Below are 15514 nucleotides of genomic sequence, written 5' to 3' on the forward strand. Positions count from 1 at the left end.
CCCCTTACGTGATTGACGTATCGGTTCATCCCACTTCACGGCTACTAATTTGTGCGAACAGGTGAAGTTGACGACTTAAAATTTTCGTTTCGTCAAATTTTTCTTCGACCACTTCGCGACCACGTTGCCCGAATGAATAACACTGTTCAGGATGTTCAATGAACCAGCGCATCGCCAAGGTCAGTGCCTCAGGTCGACCGACCGGAACGAGAAAGCCGGTTTCCCCATCCGTGACTTCTTCTCGACAGCCACGGATATCGGTAGCGATGACAGGTAATCCGGACGCCATGGCTTCAAGAATAGAGCGTGGCAATCCTTCACGATAAGAGGGAAGTAAAAAGACGTCGTGTGCTGCAAATAAAGAGGGGGTATCCCGAACGAATCCGGCGTAATGAATCTGTGGATTTTGGGCTAAATGCGCCTCGACTTGTTTCGCCGTCTCTTGATCACGTTCACTCGTCATCAACTCTCCAGCAATCGTCAACGTCGCGTTCGGATAGCGTTTCGTCAGTTCATCGAACGCCTGAAGTAAATCTAGGATTCCTTTTTCTTGAACGAGCCTTCCGACAAACAAGAACTTTAAATGTTCTGGGGAAATGTGTTTCTCTGTCGGATAAAATCGATTTAAATCAATCCCGTTTCCGAGATGCATCAATCGTTCGTCCTCTTTGAAATGTCTTGTTTTAGCGAGTGAGTAATCTTCCTCGCTTTGGAGCAACAACCAATCGGTCGCTAATGCCGCGAGTGATTTCTCTAACCAGAAGACGAGTTCGTATGCGATTCGACCCATTCGTTCGTGGAAGTAAAATCCATGTGCGGTATAGAGAATATGTGGTGTCCTGGCAATGCGGGCCGCAACTCTTCCTAACGCTGCGGCCACCGGGGTGTGGACGTGAATGGCATCATATTTTTCGCGGCGCAATAACCTCACCAACTCTTGAATGGTCTGTAGATTACGCTTCGGGCTAAACTTTCGATCGATCGGTAACGTATGAATGACCCATCCTTCGTCCCGAAGACGATCCGTCCGATCACCGTAAGCACACGCGACGTCGACTTCGTGTCCTTCCGCCTTCAGCGACTCAATGAGAGGACGTAGCAACACATCCGCTGTCATATCGACAGCGCAGAACTGGAGAATCTTTAAAGGCGCCATAAGTGCACCTCCTCCGGCTTCATCGCGCGATCGAGCATGCCTTTCAAGTCAATGACGATGCCACGACCTAACTTCAGCTGGCGCTTCGCAATCGTCCAACCCTCTTGAACGAATTCATCGTGAGACACGGCATAGATGACGACATCCGCTGGTTTTAAGTCACAGTATGATTTGACATCGATTCCATACTCTCGTCGTACCTCTTCCGGATCGACGAGCGGGTCACACACTTGCACTTCTAAGCCGAACTCTTCGACCTCTCGAATCAAGGAAGCCACTTTCGAATTTCGGATATCACTGACGTTCTCTTTGAAGGACATCCCGAGGACCGTCACGCGCGATCCGAGAATGGCCATGTTTTGACTAATCATCGTTTTTATCAATGATGTGGCGACGAAACGTCCCATCGTCTCGTTGATTCGACGACCTGCTAAAATCACTTCCGGATGATAACCGAGCATTTCAGACTTCATCGTCAAATAGAATGGGTCGACGCCGATACAATGTCCACCGACTAGACCTGGTCGGAAGTTTAGGAAGTTCCATTTCGTCCCGGCAGCCTCTAACACCTCGAGCGTATCGATGTTCATGCGATCGAAGATGATGGCCAATTCATTCATCAACGCGATGTTCAAATCTCGCTGTGTATTCTCGATCACTTTGGCCGCCTCAGCCACTTTAATCGAGGAAGCACGATGAACGCCGGCATCGACTACCGTCTCATAAACAGCCGCTACCACATCGAGTGTTTCTTCATCCTCGGCAGCTACGACTTTTTTGATTGTGCGGAATGTATGCTCACGGTCGCCCGGATTGATTCGTTCTGGAGAGTAGCCGACTTTAAAATCAATCCCGGCCCGGAGACCCGATGTTTTTTCAAGTAATGGGATACACTCTTCCTCTGTCAGTCCCGGATAGACCGTAGATTCGTATACGACAATCGTGCCCGGTCGCAAATGCGCTCCAACAGCACGAGTCGCGCTACAAATCGGTCCTAGATCTGGTTGATTTTGATCATTGATGGGTGTCGGCACAGCCACGATAATGAAATCCGCCTCTTCAAGTTTGGCGACATCCGTCGTATATAAGACCGCTGCTTGCTCAAGGTCTACTGATTCAACTTCTCGCGTGCTGTCGAGATGAAGGGTAAGCTCATTGATACGCGTTTCATTGATGTCTACTCCGATGACGTCTCCTACGCCACCTAGCGCAACAGCGACAGGGAGTCCGACATATCCTAATCCGACTACAGCTACGTGACGATTGGCAATGGTTTTTCGTGTTGTACGTGATTCTGAGATGAGTTTATCCATGTCCATCTGCCTCCTGAGATTCGGAATTATGCGGTTTTATCAATCACAATGACTTTTCCATTCGGTCCCCGAGGAATTGATTGCACGGGGGTCAACGTAATCATGACCTCTTTACCGAACAGTAGTTCCAACTCGCTCCTCATAATCTCTTCATGTTCTGGCTTGAAGCGTTCCAGATCCGGGACGTATTTTAGTTCGATATGATACAAATCATGTTGCCGATACTGCGTTTGGATAACCGAGTTGGGTAATACTCGGACAACGGTCGTCAAATCCCCTTCATAGATTTTTTGTTTGTTTGGAGTGAGTACATAATTGCTTTCGCGTCCCTCAATGGAAGTGACGAACGTTCCTCCCTGTCCACAAGCACATGTCCCTTCTCCAATTTTCATCCGATCGCCAATCCGGTAACGAACGAGCGGTGTCCCATGGGTCGTAAAACTCGTCACTAAAATTTCTTCGTGATCCCCATACGACTCGATCACGCCTGTTTCGTGGTGGAGATGCATATTCCCATGGGTACATTCCGTTAAAATCGGTGCCCCCTCAGAAGATGCGTACTGATCAAAGACCGGGGCATTAAACGCCTCTTCTAAGATGGCTCTTCCTTGAGGCGTAATCGTTTCGGCTGTCGGAAAAATAGCCATTAATTGAAATTCAAGTGGGATCTGATTCTCTTTGATGTATTTTGCGATTTCAATCATGGCAGACGGTGCACTGTCTAATACAATTGGCTTGAATCGATTTAATGCGTCGATGTAATGAGGGATGGTCTGAGGATTGACATGATAGAGCGAGAACAGCATCTGATTGAGTGGTCGATTGTAGCGCCAAAATACAGGTTTTTCTTGATTCGGATTACAAATTTTCCGTCCTGTGAAACTCGCTCGTTTCATTCCTCTGATAAACCCGTGTTGCGCTTTGAAAAAGTCAACGTGGGCCATACGTCTTTGATAGTCTTCTTTCGTGAAATGGACTTGCAAGGACGTCCCTGTCGTTCCACCGGTTCGACCAAGAATATCTGTTTTGATGTTAGAATGGATGTCCGGATTTTTCCTAACTGTTTCTTTTTCGAGGATCGGGATGCGCTTCAACTCTTCCATCGATTGAAGGGGAAGAACAATCTCGTTTTCTTCAAACAGTTTTTGATAATATGCATTGTGCGTCGCACAAAATTCGAGAAACGCATTGAGTCGCTTCAATTGATCGGCTGCAACGACTGCCCCATCTTTGGGACGATTGGCTAAAACGACTAACTCACGCTCATATGTGCGTCCATACCGTTCTTGCCATAGTTTCATTCCATACAATGTCGTCATCCATTGTTGTAATCGAATCGGTGATTTCATGTATAAATCACGAAGCGCAAACCCTGCCATGGTGTAGTCTCCTCTCGCTAAGTGTAGAGTCGTTTCACGACTCGGACTTTTCCGTTCTTTTCTTTCTTGATGCTTTTCACATCTCGTAAAAGAACTTTCATTCGTGAAGTAAACAGACGCTCGACTTCTTTTTGGAGCGCGATTTCATGTTCAGGCTCAAATCGTGCTTCATCCTTCACGTACAGCATCTCAATTTCGTCTATTTTGTGTTGCAACACTTGAATTTGAATAATAGAGTTCGGTAGTACGCCGACCGCTGCGGTCAAATCTCCTTCAAACACCTTATAGCCTTCCGGCGTCTCAACATAGTTCATTTGACGACCATCGATTGACTCGATAATGGTGTCCTGTCGACCACATGGACACATCGCTTCACTGAGGGTCATCCGATCGCCAATGCGGTAGCGAATCAGCGGTGTTCCGTGCGTCGTGAAACTGGTGACGAGCGCCTCTCCAAATGCATCCGTCTCGATGATTCCCATCTCAGGGCGTAAGTGCATCTTCCCGCACTCACACTCCGTAACGATAGGAGCCCCTTCCGAAGAAGCATATTGATCGTAAACCGGCGCTTGGAACATCTCTTCTAACAACAAGCGTCCGGATGGTGTGAGCGTCTCCGAGGTCGGAAATAAAGCCACCGGTCGGAACGATAATGTCTTTTGATGGGTTTTCAAATATTTTGCGATTTCAATCATATCGGAAGGTGAACCGTCGAGTGCGGCCGGTTGAAATTCGTTCAACGAATCGATGTAGTGTGGAATCGTCGTCGGATTCGAATGCACGACCGAGTAGAGCATTTGCTTCATCGGGGCATTATACCGCCAATACACCGCATTCTTTTGATTACCTGGACAAATCATCCGTCCTGTAAAACTAGCTCGCTTCATCCCACGGCGAAAACCATGTTGTTCTTTAAAAAAATCGAGATGCGCCATTCGCATTTGATAATCGTATTCGGTGAAACGAACCTGAATCGATTTACCCGTCGTCCCGCCCGTCATGCCGATGATCGGGGCATGAAGGTTAGAAAAGATGGTCTCATCCGTTCGAAGCGTCTCTTTCTCCAAAGGGGGAATCCGCTTAAAGTCTTCTAAGCTCTTTAAGGGTAAGGTAACCCCGTGTTTTTTGAAGAGTCGCTGATAGTACACGTTGTGTTGATTACAAAACTGTAGGAATTGATTCAAATGATTGAGTTTTGCATCAGGTGACGCTTCATTTGGAGCACGTCTCAGTCGCTCCAATTCCTGCTCATAATACTGACCGTATCGCTCCCGATATAACTTGATTCCATATAAGGAAACCAGCCAATTTTGGAGGCGAATCGGTGAGTGTGCATAAATCCGATCCTGTAAAATCCCCATTACTCGATGCCCTCCTTCAACACTTGATGATAGGCGATGTACCAGTCGATAAACGCGTTTACGCCATCGCGAATCGACGTCTGTGGTTGAAAGTCAATCGATTCATACAAAGAGGAGGAATCTGCAAAACTCGCGGGTACATCTCCCGCCTGAAGTGGTAACAAGCGGAGGATGGCCTTTTTCCCGACTCGCTCCTCGATCGTCCGAATAAAGTCCATCAAGGATACCGGTTGCTGATTTCCAATGTTATAGACACGAAACGGAACGTCACTCCGGTCAGGTAGAGGATGTTCATAGTCAAACTCTTCATCTGCCAACGGTGCGATATCCATAAGTCGGACAATCGACTCAATGATGTCGTCGATGTATGTGAAATCTCGTTCCATCTCACCGTAGTTGTATACATCGATTGGTTCTCCTTTTAAAATCGCCTCCGTAAATTTGTAAAGTGCCATATCGGGACGCCCCCATGGCCCATAGACGCTGAAGAATCGCAACCCCGTCGTTTTTAGACCGAACAAATGGCTGTACGTATGAGCCATCAACTCATTCGCCTTCTTCGAAGCCGCATACAAGGATAGCGGATGATCGACCGGGTGTTGTTCAGAAAATGGCATCGCCTGATTTGATCCGTAAACCGAGCTAGATGAGGCATAAATCAATTGCTCTACTGGATAGAAGCGACAAGCCTCCAAGATGTTCAAGAAACCAACGATATTGGATTGAATATAAGCATCTGGATTTTCTAGACTGTAGCGTACACCGGCCTGAGCCGCCAAATTGACCACGACTTGGGGTTGGGTTTTTTCAAAGACACGCGTGATTGCCATCTTATTTTCGAGGGCATCACGATAGAGTTTGAAACGAGGATGCGTCAACACATGAAGTCTTGATTCTTTTAATCTCGGATCGTAATAATCATTGACCACATCGATCCCGATGACATGATGTCCTTCTTTTAGCAACCGTCGAGCTAGATGAAAACCAATGAATCCGGCCACTCCGGTCACGAGAACTGTTTTTTTCATAACGACTTCCTCCTTTGCGTTGACTCGTTGACTCGCATGCGTACCGGTTCGATTTGTGGCGCAAAAATACTTTCCATCACTTCTTCTGGCAATTCGTTGTTTGCGACAAACAACAAGAAAGAAGTGAGTCCATTCGATTGATCGAGTAGATATTCAATCGTTTTCAAAATCGGATCAACCGATTTAAAGGGTCTTGTACAACCGACGAAAATCTTTTCATATACTTGATTCGTATGTTCGCTCGTTGCGAGCAGTTCTTCGAACAGCTTCTCACCAGGACGAATGCCACTGAAATGAATCGGGATTTGTTCGAGGGTGAAACCGCTCAGTGTAATCATCCGTTTCGCCAAGTCCACAATTTTGACGGGATTCCCCATATCTAGTACGAACACTTCGCCCCCATTTGCGCGCACGCTTGCTTGAATGACGAGGCGACTCGCTTCCGGGATGGTCATAAAGTATCGGGTCATCTCTGGATGCGTTACCGTAATGGGTCCGCCCCGTTGAATTTGTTCTTTAAAGAGCGGAACGACGGAGCCACGACTTCCTAAGACGTTGCCGAAACGAACGACCGAGAATGTCGTTTCGCTGTGGCGAGCCTGCTGTTGGACAATCATTTCTGCTACTCGTTTCGTGGCACCCATCACGTTCGTCGGATTGACCGCCTTATCCGTAGAGATCATGACGAACCGCTTCACTTCAAAGAAATCGGCGGCTTCGACCATATTCTTCGTTCCGTAAATATTGTTTTTCACTGCCTCTCTCGGATTGTCTTCCATGAGCGGAACGTGCTTGTGAGCTGCCGCATGATAGACAACGTCCGGTCGAAACTGTTCAAATACTTCCGTCACCCGCGCCCGGTCTTGGACGTCACCGATGACGGGACAAATCTCTGTATCAGACCCGAGTAAGCGGAGTTCGCGATCGATTGCATATATGCTATTCTCGCCATGTCCAAACAGGATGAGTTTGCCAGGATTGAATTTCATCAATTGACGGCAAAGCTCTGAACCAATCGAGCCTCCTGCACCGGAGATGAAAATGGTTAATCCACTCAACGTTTGAGAAATCTCCGAAACATCGAGCTGAACCGGTTCACGGCCGAGCAAGTCTTCGATGGCCACTTCTCGAATCTCATTTAATGAGACCTTTCCGGATGCGAGTTCCGCAAGCATTGGCAGTGCATGGGATTCGACGCCTGTCTTCTCGATTCGTTTCAAAAGTTGGACCCGATTTCCGTATGGGAGAGAAGGAATAGCCAACACAACCACTTCGATATTCAGCTCTTCAATTTTGCGTTCTAATAAATCGATTGAACCGATGACCGGTGTCCCGTGAATGTAGAGACGGTGAAGCAATGGATTATCATCCAACACCCCGACCACATGTAGCACATTCGTTCGATGCTCTTTCAGTTCTTTAATGATTTTTTGACCCGATTCCCCACCACCGATGACCAAGGTAGCTTTTCCATTCGACACTGGTGCGTTAAATCGGAAAAACGATCGTGTCCTAGCGACGAGTCGGATAAATAACATGCCGTTAAATGCGAGTAAGCTTTGAATAAAAATTGCTTGATAGGAAAAGCCATCCAATAATACGTATGATGCGAATAAGACGAACGTGTCACTCATGACCAACACAATCGCCAGTAATTGCAATTCACGCATCGATCCGTATCGCCAGTCGATTCGGTATACCCGAGTCACCCATCCTAAAATGAGAAGAACGAGCGTCTTCAATCCGAGGATCGTGATCAAATCTAGCGGGTCAGATGTTACCGTCGGATCATTTGCAAAGAATAGGTCAAACGTCACGAAAATCGCGAGCCCTGCAATCGTGATATCGAGTAACATCAAGAGCGCATTTTTTCGATCAATGGGAGATCGAACAGTTGGAGTACTCATCCTTTCACCACCTTCCATCCCAATCAGCTTCGAGTTGATGCTAGATAAGTACCCGTTCAAGATTCACAATCCAAAAGAAAAGAATAGCTTTTTGATACGAATGACATTTCGTCATGAAACGGTTTAACAAATGTGTAATGAGTTTTTACTTTCTTTTGTGAATATTTTTAATTTATATGGGTATTATGGGAAGTAGAAGGTAGGACATTTGGATTATTTTCACTTTGAGATTTTGCGAATGTCGCATTCTCCCAAAGTAGTCAATCGATTCAGGTTCCTCCCTTTTCATATCTCGTCACCGGACACATATTCTAGCTTTCCTTCAGGACCACCATTGTTTAACCACACCATGACCTTTGAAGCCACGACTTGCTTCCGAAAAGGAGAGACATCACGATGAAACGATGGACAGAGCAACAGATCCTCTCATGCCTAAGACAAGCAGCGAATGAACTCGAAGAATTTGACACAAAACAGTACACACTATGGGCCCGAAACAAAGACGTCCCCTCCCTATCGACCGTGATTTACAAATTTGGTTCTTGGCGGGAAGCCGTTCAAGCGGCGGAGATTAAGATGTTGTATCGTTATTATTCAGATGAAGATATTTTGACCGCACTGATTGAGGCCTCAGAAGAACTTGAACTCTTCACGAGTCAAACGTATCGTGCCTGGGCAAAAATCTCGCAAGCCCCTTCTTTGACGCTGATCAGTAGCCGGTTCGGTTCGTGGTCGAATGCGTTACGTGAAGCCAAGCTTCAAACGACAACGGTACGGAACAATGAAGAACGGATCATTCAAGCCTTGATTGAAGCCTCCGAAAAGTTAGAGCGTCTCACGTCCCAACATTACGCCGTTTGGGCACAGGAAAAAGGCTATCCGACGGTAGCGACAATCGCTCGCAAATACGGATCATGGAGCTATGCGCTATTTGTCTTGGATATCGCTCCTCCGAAACGTAAATGGGATGAGGAAGATGTCATTGATGCCTTGCAGTTAGCCAAAACAGAGCTACCACATTTTAGTATCCTCCACTACCGGAAATGGGCCGAAGGTCGAAATGTTCCAAGTACATCGACAATCAATGCCTTATTCGGAAGCTGGACGGCTGCTTTAAAATGTATGGAGGAGCAAAAAGTAAAACAGTAATCCATACAGATGAACTCATACAAAAAGCGCCGACTCTTTTCGAGTCGACGCTTTTTTCATGTGACGATTGCAATGTATAACGGGATTCCAACTAACAGGTTGAACGGGAACGTGACAGCTAGCGAAAGGGTCAAATAAAACGATGGTTTCGCTTCTGGGACCGAGGCTTGTAACATGGCGGGAGCGGCGATATACGACCCACTCGCTGCGAGTGTCATCAAGAGGATCGTTCCGCCGTCAGATAAATTGGCGATCCCCGCTGCAATAAAGCCGACAAGTGCTCCGACTAACGGAAACACCATCCCCATCATCATAAATTTTAGTCCATATGACGGGACCGTTTTCAACTGCTGTCCGACTTTCATTCCTAGACCTAGTAAGAATAAGAGTAACACGCCCGGGAACAAGTCGACGAAAAATGGTTTGAGCGGTGTGGCGTCTGGTGTCACCAGTCCAACAATCAGACCTGCAAACATCAAGAGGATACTTTTCGAGAACAAACTCTCCCGCAACACCGATAGAGAGTTCGCCTTCCCTGACGTAGCCGTGATTCCCATCACGTGTGTCTGATTATACAGCAGTAACGCCACAATCAGGCCGGGGATTTCAAGGACGACGACTAGTGTTGTCATGAACGGCTCGTACGCAATCCCGAGACGCTCGAGCTGTGTCGATGCTGCTACATAGGTGACGAGTGACACCGAGCCGAACGTCGCAGCCATGGCAATTCGCTCAGGGAATGAGAATTTGAACATTCCTCCGACATAGAATGCGAGAAGCGGTAGCAAAATCCCAATCAACAGCGTCACGGTCAGCGGTAATGCGATGTCTTCAAAAGATACCGAGGCGAGTCCCATACCTCCCTTCAGTCCGATAGCAAGCAGTAAGTAAATATTGAGCGTCGTACTCAATGAATCCGGGATCTTTAAGTTTGATTTTCCGACTGCGGCGACAACGCCCGTCACAAACAGTAGTACCGGGGCGCTCGTCAATAAAAATAAAAACAATTCCATACATCTTCCTCCTTGGCGACAAAAAAGCGCACACCTAAAGAAGGCGTGCGCTGTATGCCGACGGCTCGAATAATCGCTCCGTCAGGCCGACAACTGTCGGTTTATTGAATTGGTCAGTAGCTCCGTAACAAGATTTCGAAAGCACGCTTCATCTTGACTCGTCCAGTCGATTCTCTATACGTCTCTGCCTTTCATTTTAAGAAGGTGGCGTTTCATTGTCAATCGGTTTGATCCCAAGGGGCATCTAGACGAAACACGATGAGACGCTCCCCTGTTTTCGTACTGATGTCCGTATGGAGCGAGACAATCGAACGACCGAGTACTTGTCCGACAATCGTTTCGAGTTGACTCCGCCCTGATTCGACGAGATTGTTGCGATATTTCTTCAATTGCTCGCGACCTGAAGACTTGGTAGCCAAATCATACTCGGCCGGCGTCAACACGCCTTGGAGTGTGACGATGGCGAGGTCTCGAAGCAGGTCTGCCTTACACGTCAATGACCCGCGACCCAAATATTCTTTCTCCCATTGGGTAATCCGAGCGCTCAGTTCCATTTCCAGCTGACCCTTTTTCCGCATTTACTTCACGAATCCAATCATCATCTCACGAAGAATCTTAGCTGCTGCGATGGCTGTCATATCTGACTGATCGTATGCCGGTGACACTTCGACAAGGTCTGCACCGATGATGTCGAGGTCTGCGTTTGCAATGGCATGTACCGCTTCGAGCAATTCTTTCGTTGAGATGCCACCGATTTCTTGCGTCCCTGTCCCTGGTGCCGCTGACGGGTCGAGGACGTCGATGTCGATCGTGACATATACTTTTTTGCCAGCGAGTGTCGGTAAGACGCGTTTGAGTGGTTCGATCACTTCAAATTGATGCATGTTGTAGCCGACTTCACGAGCCCACTCAAACTCTTCTTTCATCCCTGAACGGATTCCGAACGAATAGCAGTTCGATGGTCCAATCAAGTTTGCCGCTTTTTTGAGCGGAGTCGAGTGTGAGAGCGGCTCGCCTTCATACTCATCTCGAAGGTCCGTATGCGCATCCAAGTGGAGGATGACAAAGTCGTTGCCGTACACGTCGTGCATCGCTTTGATGATCGGCCATGTGACAAGGTGCTCACCACCCATGCCGAGTGGGAACTTACCTGCTTTGACGACATCTTTGACGAACGCCTCGATCATATCGAGCGACTTCGGTGCGTTCCCGAATGGAAGCGGGATATCTCCTGCATCGTACACCGCGGCATCAGCCAAGTCACCGTCTAAATACGGGCTATATTCCTCGAGTCCAATCGATACTTCACGAATCCGGTTCGGACCGAAACGCGAGCCTGGACGGAAGCTGACTGTCCAGTCCATCGGCATCCCGTAAAGAACCGTCTTCGCCTCTGTCACCTCTGGGAGGCTGGCGATAAACACTTTACCTGAGTAGGCTTCATCGAAACGCTTAATCATTTTGTTAAGTCCTCCACGAATTTCGGAAGAACGAACGCTGCATTGTGAAGCTTCGGCGTATAGTACTTCGTTTCGATGTCATGGAACCGCTCAGCTGATACTTGTTCCGGATCGTATTTCTTCGAACCAATCGTGAACGTCCACATACCACTCGGGTACGTCGGTACGTTTGCTGTGTACAACTTCGTGATTGGGAAGATTTCCTTCACGTCACGTTGAACCGTTTGGATGAGTTCTGGTGTGAACCATGGGTTATCCGTTTGAGCCACAAAGATGCCATCCTCTTTGAGCGCTTTTGAAATCCCTGCATAGAACCCTTTTGTGAAGAGGTTGGCTGCTGGTCCGACCGGTTCAGTCGAGTCGACCATGATGACGTCGTACTCGTTTTCTGACTTCGCGATATGCATGAATCCGTCACCGACGATGACTTCAACACGCGGGTTATCGAGCTCACCCGCAATATTTGGTAAGTATTTCTTCGAATATTCAATGACTTTCCCGTCGATATCCACGAGAACTGCTTTTTCTACTGATGGGTGTTTCATAATTTCACGGATGACACCGCCATCTCCCCCACCGACTACGAGCACATGTTTCGGATTCGGGTGTGTAAAGAGTGGGACGTGTGCAACCATCTCGTGATAGACGAATTCGTCCTTATCCGTCGTCATGACCATCCCGTCAAGTAACAACATCGTTCCGAACTCGTCCGTTTCGACCATCTCTAGTCGTTGAAACTCCGTTTGTTCGCTCTCATAAACGTGGTTTACACGGAACGTAATCCCGTAATCTTCTGTTTGGTGCTCCGTAAACCATAACTTTAATTTTTGGTCCATCGATAGAACCCCTTTCTGTTCAAAAAGTTGTTCGTATGCGAGTGGCGTTTTGAGGCGCTTCTTAATCATACGATAGGAAGTATACAAAACCTGTACCCATTTTGCACGATTTTTTTGCGGAATCGGTCTTGAATGTGAGTTTTTTGTGAGACGTTGCCGATATACTGATTGAACCAATTCTGAATCGAAAGGTGGAATAGTATGTGGTCACCCTGTGCTTCTTGTAACACAACAATTCCTTTGATTGCTCAAGGAACACTCGTCACGAAATTCAAGGAATACTCTTATAAAACGTTTGAAGAACTTGATACGCTCCTTCTGCATGCAGAAGGAACAGTTTACTGTGTCGATTATAACTCGAACAGTCAGACGCCTCCGCTCGAGGTCGAAGCACTAAAAGATCAGCTTGCGCATCGGCACATCATTGAACAGATTCAGCACGGCATGTTCGAGAGTCATCTCCAACCGATCATCTTCCTCGATTCAACGGAAACGTTCGGATATGAAGCGCTCCTCCGCAGTAGCGCCAACATCTCACCTGGTGATCTATTTCGGACGGCAAACCGCTTCGGTCTCCATTCGAAACTCGATCAACGTGCCCGCGCGGAAGCAATCAAAGCAACGTTTGAAGCCGTCGCCCCTCAGCAAAAGACGTTTATTAACTTCTTACCTTCGACCATTTATAACCCGGACTATTGTCTCCAGCACACGTTTGACATCATTGACCGATATGACCTCAGCCCGGACCGCTTTATCTTTGAAGTCGTGGAGACGGAGAAGGTACATGACGTCGATCATCTCCAACACGTGTTTTCGACATATAAAAAACGAGGGATGAAAGTAGCATTAGACGATGTCGGGGCAGGCTTCTCGACAATCGATATGTTGAAGCGACTTGAACCGGACTATGTCAAAATTGACCGTTCCTATATCTCGTTTTGTGATGAAGACGCTGAAAAACGCGCTTTCCTCAAACAAGTGCGTGCGTTAACCCATTCGATGGGCATCACCCTTCTTGCTGAAGGGGTAGAACGTATGGAAGAAGCAGATGTCTGTCGTGAGCTCGGATTCGATTTGGCGCAAGGATATTTCTTCGGAAAACCGGCCCCTGCCAATCAATACAAGATTGAAATCGCATAAGTCATCACTTTCAAAAGCACAGGAATCGACTTCGTCGTCATCCTGTGCTTTTTCATTTACCGGCCCCTTATGATCTTGTTTCATCTACTTTTAGGTTTCGTTCAGAGATGTTCAGGAGATAGCATATTATAGAAGGTTGACGGGAGCGAAAGAGGTGGATATGTAGATGAAATCATGGATTGTCAGTGGCTATGCAATCTTACTTGGAATCATCATTGGTTTAGTAAGTTGGCTTTTCTTATCCGTCGTTTATAAAGGGATTCACGTTGTATGGCATACGGTACCTGAGCAGTTTGATATTCCGTTTTATCTGTTTCTCGTGCCGGTCATCGCCGGTGTATGCATCGGTCTGTTGCAAAGTCGTTATGGGCAAATGCCTCGTCTCATGCCAGAAGTGATGGAAGAACGAAAAGATACCGGTCGTATCGACTATCGCTTGATTGGATTCACAACGTTGACCGCCCTCCTCGTTCTCATCGGAGGTGCAAGCCTCGGTCCTGAGGCCGCGCTCGTCGGCATCGTCGGCGGACTCACGACATGGTTCTCCGAGCGAATCCGCTATGTTCGTCAAGAGTTAGGTGAATTACAAGAAGTCGGTCATGCCGTCGTGCTCGGGATTGTCTTCAACGCGCCACTGTTTGGTGCGATTGCGGCTGAGGAGAACGAGCAGAAGAAACAACCGATGCTAAATCTTCTGGCGACACTCGCCGGGATTGGGACGTTTTATTTATTGAACCAACTGGATGAGCGTCCCCCGTTCATCATCAAGTTCCCTGCGATTGAAAGTGTCCAGATCGATTGGACGATGTTATTGATTGTTCTTGGCGGCATGGTTCTCGGCTGGCTTTATTTGGTGAGTGAACATGCATTGATGCGACTTTTTTCAAACATACCAATCCTATTGCTTACAACGCTCGGTGGAGTCGGAATCGGGATCATGGCTCTTCTTTATCCGGACCTCCTCTTCTCCGGAGAAGAAACCATTCTGGAGTATATCGACGAGTGGCGTCTGATTCCTCTCTATACCCTTCTCTTATTTAGTGTACTGAAACTGCTTTTTACCGCATTCTGTTTAGCGACTGGTTGGCGTGGCGGGCACATCTATCCTCTTCTTTTTTCTTCATTCACGCTCGGTTACTTCTTCAGTTTACTGTTTGACATCGATATGACGTTTTCCGTCGTCTTGACGACGAGCGCCTTACTGGCGACGGCGATGCGACAACCGCTGGCTATTATCGTACTACTCGTTCTCTTTTTCCCTCCGAATAGTTGGCTCTATGTATTCGCAGTCGTTGCAATCGTTTCAAAAATTCCACTTCCATCATTCATCCATTCACCAGCGAAAGCTTGATTTTAGATATTGAAAAAAGGGTAAGAGATGAATAGTTATGCACTCTCTCGAAAGGAGGAACGGTTGTGAGCGAATATGAAATGGCCATTGAAAACCTAATTGACGCGGTTAGTTCGGATTGGATTAGCATCATTTTAGCTATTTTAGTCGTGATTATGGGGATTGTCGTCTTCATTTATGTCGTCATGACAATCGTCGACATGTTTTTATCCAAGGATATCGTCTGGGGAATCGTTGAAGTCATCGCTCTATTCGTAGGACTGGCAGTGCTCTTGTCCGTCTTCTACTATTGGAATCGGAATCGGGTCAAAGCACAGTTTGGTCTCTTCCTCGTCTTGTTTTCTCTCGCAGTGAATGTGTACTTCTTCGTTCGTTATGCGGACGAAATCAATGCTGTGTTGAACAGCGTGTACTAAAAAAC

At 47.2% G+C, this 15514-nt stretch carries 14 protein-coding genes; 4 read left to right on the top strand and 10 right to left on the bottom strand.

The genetic code is table 11. The features are described 5' to 3' along the window. Positions 1–25: 25 nt before the first annotated feature. From F3H97_RS10145 to F3H97_RS10170, 6 genes are read right to left on the bottom strand one after another with little or no spacing between them, the layout of a single operon-like run. Positions 26–1156: a glycosyltransferase family 4 protein gene (locus F3H97_RS10145; RefSeq protein ID WP_012727419.1), complete on the bottom strand. Its 1131-nt coding sequence runs from the start codon at positions 1154–1156 to the stop codon at positions 26–28. Continuing rightward, positions 1144–2469 carry a nucleotide sugar dehydrogenase gene (locus tag F3H97_RS10150; RefSeq protein WP_196431291.1) on the bottom strand — a complete coding sequence of 442 codons (1326 nt, stop codon included), beginning with the start codon at positions 2467–2469 and terminating at the stop codon, positions 1144–1146. Before F3H97_RS10150 ends, F3H97_RS10145 begins: the two co-directional genes overlap by 13 nt. Positions 2470–2495: 26 nt before the next feature. Continuing rightward, positions 2496–3848: a phenylacetate--CoA ligase family protein gene (locus tag F3H97_RS10155; RefSeq protein ID WP_196431292.1), complete on the bottom strand. Its 1353-nt coding sequence runs from the start codon at positions 3846–3848 to the stop codon at positions 2496–2498. A gap of 17 nt (positions 3849–3865) precedes the next feature. Further along, positions 3866–5209, bottom strand: coding sequence for a phenylacetate--CoA ligase family protein (locus F3H97_RS10160; RefSeq protein WP_196431293.1), 1344 nt, complete (start codon positions 5207–5209; stop codon positions 3866–3868). Then, positions 5209–6237: an NAD-dependent epimerase gene (locus F3H97_RS10165; RefSeq protein WP_196431294.1), complete on the bottom strand. Its 1029-nt coding sequence runs from the start codon at positions 6235–6237 to the stop codon at positions 5209–5211. The genes F3H97_RS10160 and F3H97_RS10165 overlap by 1 nt, the downstream gene beginning before the upstream one ends. Next, positions 6234–8144: a polysaccharide biosynthesis protein gene (locus F3H97_RS10170; RefSeq protein WP_196431295.1), complete on the bottom strand. Its 1911-nt coding sequence runs from the start codon at positions 8142–8144 to the stop codon at positions 6234–6236. The genes F3H97_RS10165 and F3H97_RS10170 overlap by 4 nt, the downstream gene beginning before the upstream one ends. 396 nt (positions 8145–8540) lie before the next feature. Here F3H97_RS10170 and F3H97_RS10175 point away from each other — a divergent pair, with 396 nt between their 5' ends. Next, entirely contained in the window at positions 8541–9293 is a 753-nt protein-coding gene (locus F3H97_RS10175) for a homing endonuclease associated repeat-containing protein (RefSeq protein ID WP_012727425.1), read from the top strand. A gap of 56 nt (positions 9294–9349) precedes the next feature. Here the strand turns inward: F3H97_RS10175 and F3H97_RS10180 are convergent, their stop codons facing one another. The 4 genes from F3H97_RS10180 to speE all read right to left on the bottom strand — a co-directional run bounded on the left by F3H97_RS10180 (position 9350) and on the right by speE (position 12602). After that, positions 9350–10306, bottom strand: coding sequence for a sodium-dependent bicarbonate transport family permease (locus F3H97_RS10180; RefSeq protein ID WP_196431296.1), 957 nt, complete (start codon positions 10304–10306; stop codon positions 9350–9352). 218 nt (positions 10307–10524) lie between these two features. Beyond that, entirely contained in the window at positions 10525–10884 is a 360-nt protein-coding gene (locus F3H97_RS10185; RefSeq protein WP_031422162.1) for a Na-translocating system protein MpsC family protein, read from the bottom strand. Then, positions 10885–11766, bottom strand: coding sequence for an agmatinase (gene speB / locus F3H97_RS10190; RefSeq protein ID WP_012727428.1), 882 nt, complete (start codon positions 11764–11766; stop codon positions 10885–10887). After that, positions 11763–12602, bottom strand: a complete 840-nt coding sequence (gene speE / locus F3H97_RS10195; protein WP_012727429.1) for a polyamine aminopropyltransferase — start codon at positions 12600–12602, stop codon at positions 11763–11765. The genes speB and speE overlap by 4 nt, the downstream gene beginning before the upstream one ends. A gap of 201 nt (positions 12603–12803) precedes the next feature. On the opposite strand from speE, the gene F3H97_RS10200 reads away from it, so the two are divergent. The 3 genes from F3H97_RS10200 (at position 12804) to F3H97_RS10210 (ending at position 15509) form a co-directional block, all read left to right on the top strand. Continuing rightward, entirely contained in the window at positions 12804–13742 is a 939-nt protein-coding gene (locus F3H97_RS10200; RefSeq protein WP_196431297.1) for an EAL domain-containing protein, read from the top strand. A gap of 166 nt (positions 13743–13908) precedes the next feature. Next, positions 13909–15093: a chloride channel protein gene (locus F3H97_RS10205; protein WP_196431298.1), complete on the top strand. Its 1185-nt coding sequence runs from the start codon at positions 13909–13911 to the stop codon at positions 15091–15093. A gap of 65 nt (positions 15094–15158) precedes the next feature. Further along, on the top strand, positions 15159–15509 hold the full coding sequence (locus F3H97_RS10210) for a hypothetical protein (RefSeq protein ID WP_074035622.1): 351 nt from the start codon (positions 15159–15161) through the stop codon (positions 15507–15509). Positions 15510–15514: the final 5 nt, after the last annotated feature.

Origin of the sequence: Exiguobacterium sp. SRB7LM, from assembly GCF_015712685.1 — a bacterium.
Taxonomy (GTDB): Bacteria; Bacillota; Bacilli; order Exiguobacteriales; family Exiguobacteriaceae; genus Exiguobacterium; species Exiguobacterium profundum.